This window comes from Leisingera sp. JC11, assembly GCF_040704725.1.
Lineage (GTDB): Bacteria > Pseudomonadota > Alphaproteobacteria > Rhodobacterales > Rhodobacteraceae > Leisingera.
The window spans coordinates 46,445-60,845 of the sequence record NZ_JBFCVS010000001.1; the positions used below are offsets into that span (position 1 = coordinate 46,445).

The following is a 14,401-nucleotide window of genomic DNA, read 5'->3' on the forward strand; positions in this document are numbered from 1 at the left end:
TTCAGACCAGCGTTGCCGGGATCAGCCCGCGCAGGGAGTTGCCCATGTGTATGGCCTGCGCGCCGTGCAGGTCCTCGAGCCGCAGAACGGCCTCCGCGCACTGGCCGTTTTCCAGCAGTACCTGGCGCAGAACGCCCGGCAGCAGGCCGCAACTGAGCGGCGGCGTCACCATCCGCCCGTCCGCGCGGGTGACAAACAGATTGGTGATGGTGCCTTCGCAGAGCTCATCGCGCTGGTTCAGGAACAGCAGCTCGTCCAGCCCCGCCGGCAGCTCTGCCCGCGCGGTATCATAAAGCGTGCGGCGGGTGGTCTTGTGCTGCAGCCAGATGTCCCCGGCCTTCAGCCGGGTCTCCGCGATGCCCAGGCGCCATCCGGCAGGCGTGCGGCCCAGTGGCGCCGTGGCCAGCGCCAGTTGCCCGGCCGCGTCCAGCGTCAGCCGGCAGCGCAGCGGCGCCCCGCCCGCAACCCCGGCCAGCACGCGCTGCGCCTGCTGCGGGTCGAAATGAATGCCGAATTCGGCAGCGCTGCGCCCCATCCGGGCCAGGTGCTGCGCCTGGTGCCGGAACCCCGCGCCCGGGTGCCAGCCCAGGGTTTCGATCAGGCGGAAAGCGGGATCGTTCTGGTGGGCGTCACGCGGGCGAACCGGGCTTTCCATAGCGCTTCCTCATATTCGGACTCGGCGGTGCTGTCCCAGACCACGCCGCCGCCCACGTTGAGCGTTGCGCGGCCCTCCTCCAGCATCAGCGTGCGGATGGCCACGTTGAACTCAGACGACCCGTCCGGCGCCGCCCAGCCGATGGTGCCGCAATAGATATCGCGCGCCCAGGGCTCCAGCTCCGCCAGGATCTCCATCGACCGGATCTTGGGCGCGCCGGTGATCGAGCCGCAGGGAAACAGCGCCGCAAATATCTCTGCCAGCCCGGCATCGGGGCGCAGTTTCGCGCGCACCAGCGACACCATCTGATGCACGGTGGCATAGCTCTCCACCGCAAACAGCTCCGGCACATGCACCGATCCGGTCTGCGCCACCCGGCTGATGTCGTTGCGCAGCAGGTCGACGATCATCAGGTTCTCGGCGCGGTTCTTCTCGTCCTGGCGTAAAAAGTCGCGGCGGCGGGCGTCCTCAACGGGATCGTCGCTGCGCGGCTGGGTGCCTTTCATCGGGCGGGTCTCAATCACGCCCTCCGCGTCGGTGCGGAAAAACAGCTCCGGTGAGCGCGACAGCAGGTCCGGCAGCCCGTCCTGTTCGACCATCGCACCGTGGCCCACCGCCTGCTTGCCCTGCAGCGCGGCATAGAGCTCCTCGGCAGTGCCATAGGCCTCTGCATCAATCGGGAAGGTCAGGTTGGCCTGATAGATGTCACCCTTGCCGATATTGCGTTTCACTTCGGCAAAGGCCTCGGTGTAGCGCTCCTGGCCCCAACGAGGGGTAATACCTTCAAGACCCGCTTCGCCCCCCCTCGGCCGGGCGTTACCCTCGGTATTTTGCGGCAGCGGTTCCTCATAAACCCCGAAGCAGATCAGCGGCAGCCGCCGCTCCTGCGGCATCCGGCCCGCCAGCTTCTGCTCCAGCGCATAGCCCAGCTCATAAGACGCATAGCCCGCCAGCCAATGCCCGGCGTCCCGCGCCGCATCCAGCGCCGCCAGCGCAGCAGGCACCTCTTCCGGCCCGTCCGCGCGGATCATGCGCAGCGGCTGGTCAAAGCATGTGCCAGCCCCCTTGGGGCCCCGGTCAAAGCGAATCCGCACTGAAAAAATCTCCGCGAGTTTCTTGCCCCACATATATCTGTTCGCTATGCGAACAAAAGGGGTGGATGCGGCATTTCCAATTCCGTTTCCGATACCCCTTGAACCTTTCGGCGCGGTCCCTATAACGCAGGACAATTTGGGCGCACGTCGGCGCCCGTGATTCAAAGCCTGCTCGCGCGAAAAACCAAAGGAAGCCTGCCATGCCCAAGAGAACGGACATCCAGTCGATCATGATCATCGGAGCCGGTCCGATCGTAATCGGGCAGGCCTGCGAGTTTGACTACTCCGGCGCCCAGGCCTGCAAGGCGCTGCGCGAAGAGGGCTACCGGGTCATCCTGGTGAACTCCAACCCGGCCACCATCATGACCGACCCGGGCCTGGCCGACGCCACTTATATCGAGCCGATCACCCCGGAAGTGGTTGCCAAGATCATCGAGAAGGAGCGCCCCGACGCGCTGCTGCCCACCATGGGCGGCCAGACCGGCCTCAACACCTCGCTGGCGCTGGAAGAGATGGGCGTCCTGGAAAAGTTCGGCGTTGAGATGATCGGCGCCAAGCGCGACGCCATCGAAATGGCCGAGGACCGCAAGCTGTTCCGCGAAGCGATGGACCGGCTCGGCATCGAGAACCCCAAGGCCACCATCGTCACCGCGCCCAAGCGTGAAAACGGCACCGCCGATCTGGACGAAGGCGTCCGCATCGCGCTGGAAGCGCTGGACGAGATCGGCCTGCCCGCAATCATCCGCCCGGCCTTCACCCTCGGCGGCACCGGCGGCGGCGTCGCCTATAACCGCGACGACTACATCCACTTCTGCCGCTCCGGCATGGATGCCTCGCCGGTGAACCAGATCCTGGTGGACGAAAGCCTGCTGGGCTGGAAAGAATACGAGATGGAAGTGGTCCGCGACAAGGCGGACAACGCGATCATCGTCTGCTCCATCGAAAACGTCGACCCGATGGGCGTGCACACCGGCGACTCGATCACCGTGGCGCCGGCGCTGACGCTGACCGACAAAGAATACCAGATCATGCGCACCCACTCGATCAACGTGCTGCGCGAGATCGGCGTCGAGACCGGCGGCTCCAATGTGCAGTGGGCGGTGAACCCGGCCGACGGCCGCATGGTGGTGATCGAGATGAACCCGCGCGTCAGCCGCTCCTCCGCGCTGGCCTCCAAGGCGACCGGCTTCCCGATTGCCAAGATCGCGGCCAAGCTGGCAGTGGGCTACACCCTGGACGAGCTGGACAACGACATCACCAAGGTGACCCCGGCGTCGTTCGAGCCGACCATCGACTATGTCGTCACCAAGATCCCGAAATTCGCCTTTGAGAAGTTCCCGGGCTCCGAGCCCTATCTGACCACCGCGATGAAGTCGGTGGGTGAGGCGATGGCCATCGGCCGCACCATCCATGAATCGCTGCAAAAGGCGCTGGCCTCGATGGAATCGGGCCTCACCGGCTTTGATGAAGTCGCTATCGACGGCGTCGGCGCCGGTCCGTGGGAGCCCGCAGGCGACACCGCCGCGGTGATCAAGGCGATCGGCCAGCAGACCCCCGACCGGATGCGCACCATCGCCCAGGCAATGCGCCATGGCCTGTCTGACGATGAAATCCAGGCGGTCACCAAGTTCGACCCCTGGTTCCTGGCCCGCATCCGCGAAATCGTCGAGGCCGAGGCGGAAATCCGCGCGGCCGGCCTGCCATCTGACGAAGCGGGCCTGCGCGCGCTCAAGATGCTGGGCTTCACCGATGCCCGCCTGGCCAAGCTGACCGGCCAGAAAGAAGCAGACGTCCGCAAGGCCCGCCGCGCCCTGGGCGTCAACGCCGTGTTCAAGCGGATCGACACCTGCGCCGCCGAGTTCGAGGCGCAGACCCCCTATATGTACTCGACCTACGAGACCCCCGCCTTCGGCGACGTCGAGTGCGAGGCGCGCCCGTCGGACAAGAAGAAAGTCGTCATCCTCGGCGGCGGCCCCAACCGGATCGGCCAGGGCATCGAGTTCGACTACTGCTGCTGCCACGCCTGCTTTGCGCTGACCGATGCGGGCTATGAGACCATCATGATCAACTGCAACCCGGAAACGGTGTCGACCGACTATGACACCTCGGACCGGCTGTATTTCGAACCGCTGACGTTCGAGCATGTGATGGAAATCCTGCGGGTCGAACAGGACAACGGCACCCTGCACGGCGTCATCGTGCAGTTCGGCGGCCAGACCCCGCTGAAACTGGCGAATGCGCTGGAGGCCGAGGGCATCCCGATCCTGGGCACCTCCCCCGATGCCATCGACCTGGCCGAGGACCGCGAGCGCTTCCAGGCGCTGGTCAACCAGCTGGGCCTGAAGCAGCCGAAGAACGGCATCGCCTCCACCGATGAGCAGGCGCTGGAAATCGCAGGCGAAATCGGCTTCCCGCTGGTGATCCGCCCGTCCTATGTTCTGGGCGGCCGGGCGATGGAAATCGTCCGCGACATGGACCAGCTGAAGCGCTACATCGCCGAGGCGGTGGTGGTCTCCGGCGACAGCCCGGTGCTCTTGGACAGCTACCTGGCCGGCGCGGTCGAACTGGACGTGGACGCGCTCTGCGACGGCAAGGACGTGCACGTGACCGGCATCATGCAGCACATCGAGGAGGCCGGCGTGCACTCCGGCGACTCCGCCTGCTCGCTGCCGCCCTATTCGCTTGAGAAGGACATGATCGAGCAGATCAAGGTCCAGACCAACGCCCTGGCGCTGGCGCTGAACGTGGTCGGCCTGATGAACGTGCAGTTCGCCATCAAGGACGATGAAATCTACCTGATCGAGGTCAACCCGCGCGCGTCGCGCACCGTGCCGTTTGTCGCCAAGGCGACCGACAGCGCCATCGCCTCCATCGCCGCCCGCGTGATGGCCGGGGAGCCGCTGTCGAACTTCCCGATGCGCCCGCCCTACGGGCCCGATGCAGGCTATGACGTCGACACCCCGATCGCCGACCCGATGACCCTGGCCGACCCGGACATGCCCTGGTTCTCGGTCAAGGAAGCGGTGCTGCCGTTTGCCCGTTTCCCGGGCGTCGACACCATTCTCGGCCCGGAAATGCGCTCCACCGGCGAAGTGATGGGCTGGGACCGCTCCTTTGCCCGCGCCTTCCTGAAGGCGCAGATGGGCGCCGGCATGGTGCTGCCGTCCAAGGGCCGCGCCTTCATCTCGATCAAGGATGCCGACAAGGGCAAACTGATGCTGGAAGCGGCGCAGATCCTGGTCGAGCAGGGCTTCACCCTGGTCGCCACCCGCGGCACCCAGTCCTGGCTGGACAGCCAGGGCGTCGCCTGCGATCTGGTCAACAAGGTCTATGAAGGCCGCCCGCACGTGATCGACATGCTGAAGGACGGCGACGTCCAGCTGCTGATGAACACCACCGAGGGCGCGCAAGCGGTTGAGGACAGCAAGGAAATGCGCTCCGTCGCGCTCTATGACAAGATCCCCTACTTCACCACCGCGGCCGGTTCCAACGCCGCCGCCCGCGCGATCAAGGCGCAGGCCGAAGGGGACGTCGAGGTGAAGTCGCTGCAGGGCTAACCCGCTGCGCCTGCACTTCAGCTGCGCCACATTCGAAAAGCCCCGGCACAGTCCGGGGCTTTTTCATTTCCGTGCTGAAGCCGCACAGGGATGCAGTGGATTGCGTCGTCCTTTATTTTAAGGAGGCCGTGAATTCGGGACGTCCCGAAGCAAAAATAGGAAGCAGCCCCGGGGGGGACCAAGCGGGGCTGCTTCACACTCTGCCGCCGCTGTCCGGCGGCAACAGTATCTGTACGCGGGCCGGTCTCAGCCCGCCTGCCGGATCAGCGCCTGCAGGTCAAGCCCCAGCGGCGCTGCCAGCGACACGCCCTTGCCGCCCATCCGCGCCTTGGAGGAAATCACCGACACCAGCTGCGGCAGCCGTCCCGGGCGCGTCTGCAGCACCGGCGAGCCGGAGGCGCCGTAATCGACCCGGCAGGAAGTGATGACAGAGCTTTGGCGCGCTGCAATCACCTGGCAGGCGCTTTGCAGCCGCGGAGAGGTGGCATTGCTGTGGGAATAGGACATCACATCCACCTGCGCACCCTTCTGCGGCGCTGCGGCCAGGGACAAGGGGCGGACGATATCGCCGCTGATCGCGCGGTCCAGGCGCAGCACGGCAATGTCGGTGCCGGTCTGGAACTGGCTGGTCTGGCCGTGACGGTAACCGGGGTGGATCACCGCCTTGGCGACCTTGCGCGCCGCCTTGGACTGGCGGCCGTTGAGGCCCGCTTCGAACTTTATTCTGCGCGGGTTCACCTGGCGGCCATTGCGGATGTCAAACATGCAATGGGCGGCGGTCAGCACCAGATCGGGCGCTATCAGTGTTGCGGTGCACATCGCGCGGCCGCCGATGTTCAGGCGGCCCACCGCCTGCCAGCCCGGCACCGTCTGCACGGCGCTGCCCTGCCCGCCTGCCGCGGCACTGCCCGCGCTGGAGGCCAGGGTAACGGCGATGGCGGCAGCTATTCCCAGTAGTCGTCTCATGACACTCACTCCATGTTCCCACACCGCCAATGTCGGTGAGCTGTGAGGCCGGAATGGGGCCTGCTGCGGTGCCGCGCTGGCAGAAAGATGCGCAGAATGAGACAGGCTTAACAAAAGGTTAACCGGCGCCCGTTCCGCCGGTGCTGGCGCGCGTAAACACCTTATTTACTTAACGGGCACCGTCAATTTTCAGAAAAACCGATTTAAAACAAGGGAAAATCCCACCTGTTTCGTTAGGAGAAAAATCCATGGTTTTCGCTGGTTTAACGGCTTTTCCGGCGCGGCTGGTAACTTCGCGGCCCAATTGCGGCGCAAATGAGCCTTAACAATCGGCTAAAGCCCGCACTCCGGCCCGCCCAAATGCTTAACCGCTCCCCGCCACCATAGGATGAGCCGGCATGCCCCGTATCGCCCGATGCTTCACCGCCGCTGCGCTTGCGCCGCGGGCCTGCCTGCGGCAAGGATAGGCAACCCTCATGAACGGAGCCCCCGAATGCGCCTGACCCTGTTCCTGACTGCCCTGCTGGCCCTGGCCGCTTGCGACGTGCCGCTGATCCCGCTGATCTAAGACAAAAAAGCCCCGGCACTGCCGGGGCTCTGTTCATTTGGCCTGGGGCACCCTGCCCCGGGTTATTTCTGCGACACCCGCTTGTGGACTTCGGCGGCGCTCTCCACCCGCTCGGAATAACGGTCGGTCAGGTAGTCCTTGCGGCCCCGCACCAGCCAGGTGAATTTCACCAGCTCTTCCATCACATCGACCAGGCGGCGGTAGAACGGGCCGTCGGGCAGCCGTTCGCCTTCCTCGAATTCCAGCCAGGCCTTGGGGATCGAGCTCTGGTTCGGGATCGTCACCATCCGCATCCAGCGGCCCAGGATGCGCATCTGGTTGACCGCGTTGAAGCTTTGCGAGCCGCCCGACACTTGCATCACCGCCAGCGTCTTGCCCTGAGTGGTGCGGATGCCGCCCTGCAGCGACAGCGGCAGCCAGTCGATCTGCAGCTTCATGATGCCGGTCATCGCGCCGTGGCGCTCCGGGCTGGACCAGACCATGCCCTCGGACCATACCGCCAGCTCGCGCAGTTCCGCCACCTTGGGGTGCTCCGCCGCGCCGGCATCGTCGGGCAAAGGCAGGCCGGAGGGGTCGAAAATCCGCGTCTCGCAGCCCAGGGCCCGCAGCACCCGCGCCGCCTCCTCTGCCGCCTTGCGGGAATAGCTCACCTCGCGCAAACTCCCGTAAAGCAGCAGGATGCGCGGCGGGTGGCGCGGATCATCCGGCGCCGCCAGCAGGTCCACGTCGATCGCATGCAACTGCCCGTCCGCAATCCCGGGCAGGTCGCTCACATCAGGCGTGTCAGGCACTTTCTTCTTCCAGATGCAGTTTCATATCCAGCAGCACCTGCTGCAGCAGCACCGTTTCCCGCAGCAGCCGCTTGGCCTCATTGACGGTGATGATGCCGTCTTCCATTGCCGCCTGGTATTCGCACATCAGCTGGGCAAACCGCTGGCTGAGAGCAATCACATCCGAGTTCACGCCGCCGCTGCGGCCGGTTTCCTCGGCACTGCCATTTCCGTTGTAGGACAGGGTGATGTTCTTCAGATCCGCCAGCGCCGAGGTCACATGCGGATAGGACGACGCGCTTTCCAGCTTGGCCACCGCATCCACCGGCATGAACCGGTCGGCATGCTCTGCATTGTCCGAGTAATACCGCCCCAGTGTCGCCTTGGACTTGCCGGTGATCTGACAGGCAGCTTCGATGCCCACGTCCTTGACCAGCGCCTCTGTGTGCTTTTTCAGATACGTCCCGATTTCCGCCATAAAATTCCTGCTTGGCTTGACCGCCGCGCCCCATGGGGAACGAACCAGTTAATTTCCCATATCCGAGTTGTAGAGGAATTGCGATACCTTATCCATCCCTCAGGTTTTCAGGGATTTAGCAAGTGACATGGTGCGATTGGCATCTGTTGTCCAGTGCAAAGCAGGATGGGTGAGTGACATCCTGCCTTCAGGGTAATTGGTCTGCCCGCAACTTGTGCTCTCCGGGGCTATGGCGATGGCCGCCTAAAGGGGTTTTGTTCCACCCTGGCCGCGTCTGCCCTGGAGAGACTTCCCTCCCCGCGGACGCATCGCGGCTTCCGCCAAGAATCCGGTTTCCCCCACGCCTTCGGGCAGGTAAACCCGCCGCCATGGCCAAGCTCTATTTCAATTACTCGACCATGAACGCGGGCAAGTCGACGGTGCTGCTGCAGGCGTCGCACAACTACCGCGAAAACCATATGGAGACCTATCTGCTGACCGCCCGGCTGGATGACCGGGCCGGCGCCGGCAGGATCGCGTCGCGCATCGGCATCGGCGAGGATGCGGATATGTTCGCCGCGGGCGACGACCTTTATGCCCGCATCGGACAGCGCCTGGCCCGCGGCCCGCTGGCCGCGATTTTCGTGGATGAAGCCCAGTTCCTGGAGCCTGAGCAGGTCTGGCAGCTGGCCCGCGTGGTCGATGATCTGCGGGTGCCGGTGCTGGCTTACGGGTTGCGGGTGGATTTCCAGGGCAACCTGTTTCCCGGCTCCGCCACCCTGCTGGCGCTGGCGGATGAGATGCGCGAGGTGCGCACCATCTGCCACTGCGGCAAGAAGGCCACCATGGTGGTGCGCCAGGACGATCAGGGCCGGGTGATGACCGAAGGCGACCAGGTGCAGATCGGCGGCAATGAGACCTATGTCTCGCTCTGCCGCCGCCACTGGCGCGAGGCCACCGGCGACACCCCGAAAGACAGAACAGCCGCCCTGTAGGGCGGCTGCGTCTTTGCGGCTGCTGGACCAGCCGGAGTTACACCCGGTTCGGCAGCGCCTCACCCGCGAGATAGGCGGCAACGTTGTCCAGCGCCATATGGCCCATGTTGCTGCGCACCTCCTCGGTGGCGGTGCCCAGATGCGGCAGCAGGGTGGCGTTGTCCAGGTCGATCAGCGCCTGCGGCACCTTCGGCTCGAACTCATAGACATCCAGACCGGCACCGCCGATGCGGCCCTGCTGCAGCGCGTCGATCAGCGCCGCCTCTTCCACCACTTCGCCGCGGGCGATGTTGATCAGATGCGCGTTGGACTGCATGGCGTTCAGCACCTCGGCGTTGATCAGGTGATAGGTCTCGGCGCCGCCCGGCACCGCCACCACCAGGAAATCCACCTGCCCCGCCATCGCGGTCAGGCTTTCGGCGCGGTCCGCCGGGAAGTCCAGATCCTTCTCCGAACGCGCCACATAGGACACATCCATGCCAAAGCCGAAATGGCAGCGCCGCGCAATCGCCTGGCCGATGCGGCCCATGCCGGCGATGCCAACACGCTTGCCGGTGGCATGCAGGCCCAGCATCTGGGTCGGGTGCCAGCCCTCCCAATCGCCCTTGCGCAGCATCCGCTCGCCCTCGGAGGCGCGGCGCGCCGACATCAGGATCAGCGTCATCGCGATATCGGCGGTGGCATCGGTCACCGCGCCCGGCGTGTTGGTCACCTCGACGCCCGCCGCCCGCGCGGCCTCCACGTCGATGTGGTTGTAACCGACCCCGAAGTTGGCCAGCAGCTTGCAGCGGGGCGTGCCCGCCTTGGCAAAGATCTCCGCCGTGAACCGGTCGCCCAGCGTCGGCACCACGATGTCGAACTCGGACAATGCGCGCAGCATCTCCGCCTCGCTCATCACCGCGTTGGTCTCGCGGATTTCCAGATCAGCAAAGGCCTCCCGCGCCCGTGCCGTGACCGCTGCCGTCATCGGCCGCGCAATCCAGATTTTCATCTCAGTGCATCCTCCCGCCCAGCGGGACCTTTCCATCAGGCCCGGCCAGGAATATCTCTCCGTTTTCATCCGGCAGGCCCAGAACCAGGATCTCTGACATGAACTTGCCGATCTGCCGCGGCGGGAAGTTTACGACGGCCAGAACCTGCTTGCCCACCAGCGTTTCCGGCATGTAATGCGCCGTAATCTGCGCTGAGCTCTTTTTTACGCCGATTTCGGCCCCGAAATCGACCCAGAGCTTGATTGCCGGCTTGCGCGCCTCGGGAAACGGCTCCGCACGGACCACTTCGCCCACGCGGATGTCGACCTTCATGAATTCATCGAAGTTGATCTCAGCCACGCGACAGCTCCTTGGAGCGGTTGGTGGCCGCGGCAACGGCACGGTTCAAGAGCGCCGGGAAACCGTCGTCATCATCCATCAGCACTTCCAAAGCGGCCTGGGTGGTGCCGTTGGGGCTGGTCACATTGATGCGCAGCTGGCCGGGGCTTTCCTCTGCCGCCTCCGCCAGCGCACCGGCACCGCCCACGGTGGCCTTGGCCAGCTTCATCGCCAGCTCCGCAGGCAGCCCCTGCGCCTCGCCCGCGGCGGCCAGGGTCTCGATCAGGTGGAAGACATAGGCAGGGCCGGACCCGCTGACGCCAGTGACGGCATCCATCTGGCCCTCGTTTTCCAGCCGCACGGTCTGGCCCACGGCCTGCAGCAGCCCCTCGGCCCGGCCGATATCCGCGTCACTGGTATGGGCATTGCCGATAATCGCGGTGATTCCCCGGCCCACGGCGGCCGGCGTGTTGGGCATTGCCCGCACGATCGGCGACTGCGCGCCCAGAACATCTTCGAAACTCGCGATAGAGGTGCCCGCTGCAACGGAAATGAACAGGGTGGAGCCGTTGCCGTAGCTCTGCAGCACGGGCAGCGCGGCGCCCATCATCTGCGGCTTCACCGCGATCAGCACGATCCCAGGCGCCGCGGGCAGCTCTGCGTTGATATGAACGCCGGTGCCCTTCAGCCAGTCCGACGGGTGCGGATCAATCACCCAGACCGAGGATGCGGGCAATCCGCCCTCCAGCCATCCGGCCAGCATCGCCGATCCCATCTTGCCGCAGCCCAGCAGCACCAGGCCGCGTGCAGAAATATCCTGCATATCCATGTTTCGCCCCTCCCCTTCGTATCAGGTTCAGGGCAAGGTTTACGCCCGCCCGTAAGCCTCTGCAATGGCGACCTGCATCGCCTCCTGCGGGCTGCGCTGGCCCCAGACCGCCAGCTGGATCGCCGGGTAGTAGCGCTCCGCATTGGCCACCGCCGCGTGCAGCATCGCGTCGATCTGCTGCGGCGTTGCCATCTGGCCGCCGGACAGCATCAGCCCGTACCGGAACAGCATCAGCTTGTGGTCCGCCCAATAGGTGAAGGAGCCTTCCCAGCACTGGTCGTTCATGCAGTTGATCAGCTCATAGAGCCGCGGCAGCTCCGCCTCCGGCGGCTCCATCTCGAAGCTGCAGACCAGCCGCAGGCATTCTTCATAGCCCGACCAGGCCAGCGTCAGCGAATAGGTGCGCCACTGCCCTTCCACCGACATCGCGATCTGATCGTCCCCGACCCTGTCGAAGTCCCAATCGTGATGCGACGCCAAGGTCTCAACGATGTCGATCGGATGGACGTCTTCTTCCAGGTGAAGCTCGGATAGTGCCATGATGCCACCTCTCATTTTGCCTAGCGCATCGGGGCACAGCGGCGCCCTATAGCTAGGTTTTTGTGCTACGGGCCGGGGAGGCATCCCCGCTCCCATACTAGATATGGTGGGGCCGAAAAGGTGATCTGGCAACCCTTTATTTTGGGGATATCTGCAATAACTTGTGGATGAACAATCCACAGCCCCCTAAATGCCGGCTGCGTGACTATGGAGCCGGCGGGCGCAGAGGTAAAGCCCGGAGCACCGCCCCAGGCCCGGATTTTGCGGTCAGTGAAAGGCCAGGATCAGGACGGCTGCGCCAGCTCCGCATCCATCGCATCAAAGGAGACCGGCCAGAATTCCGACAGGAAGCCTACTGCCTCCTGCTCCGAGACCTCCGACCGGTTGCCTGCACTGTCATAGGCCCGGCCCATGGTATAGCGCAGCGCGGTCCCGTCCCCGTCCGGCGTCAGATGGTAGGTTTCGGGCAATTCGATGCCGTCGCGGCCAGGGTCCTTGATCCGGGTCGAGAAATACTCGAACGGCTGCCAGTCGGTGACGCGGTAGACAAACTCCGCCAGGGAATGGCCGCAATGATAGACCGACCCCGGCCCCAGGCGGCCGTCCGGATTGTCCATCTCCATGGTGCTGACCTGATCCATCCAGCGCAACTTGAATTCCGGCGCGGTCAGCGCCTCCCAGACCAGTTGCGGCGGCGCCTTGAACCGGCGCCGGTAGGTCCAGATCCCGTCCGCCTCCTCCAGGAAATCCCGCTCCTGCCCCGCCCGGAAGTGCTCCCAGGCGCGGGCCAGGTCATAGACCTGCATGGACACGTCGCCGAAATGCTCGATTTCTTGTGAATAGGGCTTCATCGCCGCCTGCAACTGCATTGCCTGCACCGCGGCATCGCTGAACAGCGCATAGCTGCGCACGCCGGTTTCCGCCGCGGCCTCGGTCTTGGTCATCCGGTGCACCAGAATCACGTCGGCGCCCGACAGATCCTTGACCGGCCCCACCTGCATCTCGTCAAAGGCGCCGTAGTGGACGATGACCTTCAGATCCAGCCCGCCCGCATTGGCGCAGGCGCGGCAGGGGCATGTGGTATTGGCCACGATATCCTGCCGCCGGGTGGCAAAGGCGTTATAGAGGTTTTCGCAAAACGTCAGCAGCAGATCGCCGGAGACCAGCTCAGCCCGGGTCGAATAGGCCAGCACCGCGTCGCCTTCCAGCTTCCAGAAATGCAGCGGCTCGCCGACCTGCTCCGCCACCGCCTGCAGCAGCGACTGCAGGATCGGGTTGGCGTGGTCCAGCTCCGACGAGGTCAGGAATTGCGTGTAGCCGGAAATATCCGCAATCAGCATATAGCCGTTCTGTGCCGTCATCTTACCTGTCCCCCGCTAAAAAAACCCGGGCGCCGCATGGCAGCCCGGGGCAAGTATAGCAGAACACATCAAGAATTGCGCATACATCGCGGATCCGCGCCCGCGGGGCCGCGGATCGCGCCAAGGCCAGCCCCGGAACGAACTGGCCGAATGATCAGCGAAAGGCCGGCCCGTGCGCCCAGACGGTCAGCGACTTGCGGGTGCCGCGGGTAACCGGGGTCACCTGATGCAGCAGGAAGCTGGGAAACACCGTGGCGCTGCCCTGCACCCGGCTGGCCGCCACCACATGGGCGCCCGGCATGATCTCCAGATCGCCGCCGTCATAGGAGCCGGGCTTGCTCAACTGCACCACCAGGCTCAGTTTGCGCTTGCCCGCCACCGGCCCGTCGCCGATGTCGGAATGCCAGGCGAAATGGCCGCTGTCTTCGGATTTGTAGCTGGCCGCCTGCGGGCTTTCGGCAAACTCGCGCAGGTCAAAGCCGAAGCGCTCCTTGTTGGCCCGCCGCACCAGCGAGATCAGCCGGTCCATCACCCAGCCGGTGCCCGGCACGTCGTCCAGCCACACCACGCTGGCGCGGCGCAGGTTGTGGTCCCGGGTCTGCCCCACCAGCAGCGCCTCGCTGTCCGGCTCCACCTCCGTCTTGCGGATAATCTCCGCGCATTCCTGCGCGCTGAATGCATTGGGCACCGAATAGACAGACACCATGCTGCGATCCCTTTGTAGAAGATAGCGCAGCATGCACCGGACGCCGCAAACCGCGCTAAGCCGATTTCGACCATGCGGGCGGAAAGCGACCTGTTTTTATCCACAGCCCCGCAGGACAGCTATGCGCCGGATGCAGACCGCCGCAGGGCGGGTAATCTGCCCCCCATTCCACCCGGCATGCGAAAAACAAAAAGCCCGCCGCAGCACCACGCCGCAGCAGGCTTCCATTCACCGCAGGGCGGACAATCCGCCCGCCAGCGCCTTGGCTTACTTCTTCGCCGCCTCCAGCGCGTCCAGCCGCGCCTTCAGCGCCTCGTTCTCCTCGCGCGCCTTCTGCGCCATTGCGCGCACCGCGTCGAACTCCTCGCGGGTGACGAAATCGCGGTCGGCCAGCCAGCGGTCGATCATGCTCTTCATCGCGGTTTCCGCCTCGTCCCTGGCGCCCTGGGCCACGCCCATCGCATTGGTCATAAGCTGCGAAATATCGTCCAGAATCTTGTTGCGGGTCTGCATGTTCTTCTCCGTCTCGGGGTTGTGTCCTATATGGGCAAGCACACGCCCGGCTGCAAGCCGTTGACTTCCCCCGGAGAGCA

The 14,401-nt window shown here is 64.9% G+C and carries 14 protein-coding genes; 2 read left to right on the top strand and 12 right to left on the bottom strand.

Annotation, left to right across the window (positions count from 1 at the left end; genetic code table 11):
- Position 1 precedes the first annotated feature (1 nt).
- The gene (locus AB1A62_RS00270) at positions 2 to 655 is read right to left on the bottom strand and encodes an aminotransferase class IV family protein (RefSeq protein ID WP_366659083.1); all 654 of its coding nucleotides are present in this window, start codon (positions 653 to 655) and stop codon (positions 2 to 4) included.
- The gene (locus AB1A62_RS00275; protein WP_366659085.1) at positions 598 to 1,749 is read right to left on the bottom strand and encodes an aminodeoxychorismate synthase component I; all 1,152 of its coding nucleotides are present in this window, start codon (positions 1,747 to 1,749) and stop codon (positions 598 to 600) included. The genes AB1A62_RS00270 and AB1A62_RS00275 overlap by 58 nt, the downstream gene beginning before the upstream one ends.
- Before the next feature lie 200 nt (positions 1,750 to 1,949).
- On the opposite strand from AB1A62_RS00275, the gene carB reads away from it, so the two are divergent.
- A complete protein-coding gene (carB, locus tag AB1A62_RS00280) occupies positions 1,950 to 5,306 on the top strand; it encodes a carbamoyl-phosphate synthase large subunit (RefSeq protein WP_366659087.1) in 3,357 nt (1,118 codons plus the stop codon).
- A gap of 246 nt (positions 5,307 to 5,552) precedes the next feature.
- On the opposite strand, the gene AB1A62_RS00285 is transcribed toward carB, so the two are convergent.
- The 3 genes from AB1A62_RS00285 to AB1A62_RS00295 all read right to left on the bottom strand — a co-directional run bounded on the left by AB1A62_RS00285 (position 5,553) and on the right by AB1A62_RS00295 (position 8,088).
- Positions 5,553 to 6,272 (bottom strand): S1 family peptidase, encoded by a 720-nt coding sequence (locus AB1A62_RS00285; protein ID WP_366659088.1) that lies wholly within the window; start codon positions 6,270 to 6,272, stop codon positions 5,553 to 5,555.
- Between the two features lie 630 nt (positions 6,273 to 6,902).
- Positions 6,903 to 7,631 carry an arsenical resistance protein ArsH gene (gene arsH, locus AB1A62_RS00290; RefSeq protein ID WP_366659089.1) on the bottom strand — a complete coding sequence of 243 codons (729 nt, stop codon included), beginning with the start codon at positions 7,629 to 7,631 and terminating at the stop codon, positions 6,903 to 6,905.
- The gene (locus AB1A62_RS00295; protein ID WP_174146469.1) at positions 7,624 to 8,088 is read right to left on the bottom strand and encodes a hypothetical protein; all 465 of its coding nucleotides are present in this window, start codon (positions 8,086 to 8,088) and stop codon (positions 7,624 to 7,626) included. The genes arsH and AB1A62_RS00295 overlap by 8 nt, the downstream gene beginning before the upstream one ends.
- A 368-nt stretch (positions 8,089 to 8,456) precedes the next feature.
- On the opposite strand from AB1A62_RS00295, the gene AB1A62_RS00300 reads away from it, so the two are divergent.
- Entirely contained in the window at positions 8,457 to 9,062 is a 606-nt protein-coding gene (locus AB1A62_RS00300) for a thymidine kinase (protein WP_366659090.1), read from the top strand.
- A gap of 37 nt (positions 9,063 to 9,099) precedes the next feature.
- Here the strand turns inward: AB1A62_RS00300 and AB1A62_RS00305 are convergent, their stop codons facing one another.
- The 7 genes from AB1A62_RS00305 to AB1A62_RS00335 all read right to left on the bottom strand — a co-directional run bounded on the left by AB1A62_RS00305 (position 9,100) and on the right by AB1A62_RS00335 (position 14,321).
- The gene (locus tag AB1A62_RS00305) at positions 9,100 to 10,053 is read right to left on the bottom strand and encodes a D-glycerate dehydrogenase (RefSeq protein WP_366659092.1); all 954 of its coding nucleotides are present in this window, start codon (positions 10,051 to 10,053) and stop codon (positions 9,100 to 9,102) included.
- Position 10,054: 1 nt separating this feature from the next.
- Positions 10,055 to 10,393, bottom strand: coding sequence for a tRNA-binding protein (locus AB1A62_RS00310; protein ID WP_366659093.1), 339 nt, complete (start codon positions 10,391 to 10,393; stop codon positions 10,055 to 10,057).
- A complete protein-coding gene (gene proC, locus AB1A62_RS00315; RefSeq protein WP_366659094.1) occupies positions 10,386 to 11,201 on the bottom strand; it encodes a pyrroline-5-carboxylate reductase in 816 nt (271 codons plus the stop codon). The genes AB1A62_RS00310 and proC overlap by 8 nt, the downstream gene beginning before the upstream one ends.
- Before the next feature lie 39 nt (positions 11,202 to 11,240).
- Positions 11,241 to 11,741 carry a YbjN domain-containing protein gene (locus AB1A62_RS00320; RefSeq protein ID WP_366659095.1) on the bottom strand — a complete coding sequence of 167 codons (501 nt, stop codon included), beginning with the start codon at positions 11,739 to 11,741 and terminating at the stop codon, positions 11,241 to 11,243.
- Positions 11,742 to 12,025: 284 nt separating this feature from the next.
- The gene (locus tag AB1A62_RS00325; RefSeq protein ID WP_366659096.1) at positions 12,026 to 13,102 is read right to left on the bottom strand and encodes a DUF2652 domain-containing protein; all 1,077 of its coding nucleotides are present in this window, start codon (positions 13,100 to 13,102) and stop codon (positions 12,026 to 12,028) included.
- A 154-nt stretch (positions 13,103 to 13,256) separates the two neighbouring features.
- Positions 13,257 to 13,808 carry a 2OG-Fe(II) oxygenase gene (locus AB1A62_RS00330; RefSeq protein ID WP_366659097.1) on the bottom strand — a complete coding sequence of 184 codons (552 nt, stop codon included), beginning with the start codon at positions 13,806 to 13,808 and terminating at the stop codon, positions 13,257 to 13,259.
- 267 nt (positions 13,809 to 14,075) lie between these two features.
- Positions 14,076 to 14,321: an accessory factor UbiK family protein gene (locus AB1A62_RS00335; protein WP_222504593.1), complete on the bottom strand. Its 246-nt coding sequence runs from the start codon at positions 14,319 to 14,321 to the stop codon at positions 14,076 to 14,078.
- Positions 14,322 to 14,401 lie beyond the last annotated feature (80 nt).

Coding starts and splice junctions, on each gene's coding strand:
- AB1A62_RS00325 (WP_366659096.1), bottom strand. CDS start 13,102: ATGACGGCACAGAACGGCTATATGCTGATTGCGGATATTTCCGGCTAC.
- AB1A62_RS00270 (WP_366659083.1), bottom strand. CDS start 655: ATGGAAAGCCCGGTTCGCCCGCGTGACGCCCACCAGAACGATCCCGCT.
- proC (WP_366659094.1), bottom strand. CDS start 11,201: ATGGATATGCAGGATATTTCTGCACGCGGCCTGGTGCTGCTGGGCTGC.
- AB1A62_RS00300 (WP_366659090.1), top strand. CDS start 8,457: ATGGCCAAGCTCTATTTCAATTACTCGACCATGAACGCGGGCAAGTCG.
- AB1A62_RS00335 (WP_222504593.1), bottom strand. CDS start 14,321: ATGCAGACCCGCAACAAGATTCTGGACGATATTTCGCAGCTTATGACC.
- AB1A62_RS00320 (WP_366659095.1), bottom strand. CDS start 11,741: ATGGCACTATCCGAGCTTCACCTGGAAGAAGACGTCCATCCGATCGAC.
- AB1A62_RS00305 (WP_366659092.1), bottom strand. CDS start 10,053: ATGAAAATCTGGATTGCGCGGCCGATGACGGCAGCGGTCACGGCACGG.
- AB1A62_RS00330 (WP_366659097.1), bottom strand. CDS start 13,808: ATGGTGTCTGTCTATTCGGTGCCCAATGCATTCAGCGCGCAGGAATGC.
- AB1A62_RS00295 (WP_174146469.1), bottom strand. CDS start 8,088: ATGGCGGAAATCGGGACGTATCTGAAAAAGCACACAGAGGCGCTGGTC.
- carB (WP_366659087.1), top strand. CDS start 1,950: ATGCCCAAGAGAACGGACATCCAGTCGATCATGATCATCGGAGCCGGT.
- AB1A62_RS00285 (WP_366659088.1), bottom strand. CDS start 6,272: ATGAGACGACTACTGGGAATAGCTGCCGCCATCGCCGTTACCCTGGCC.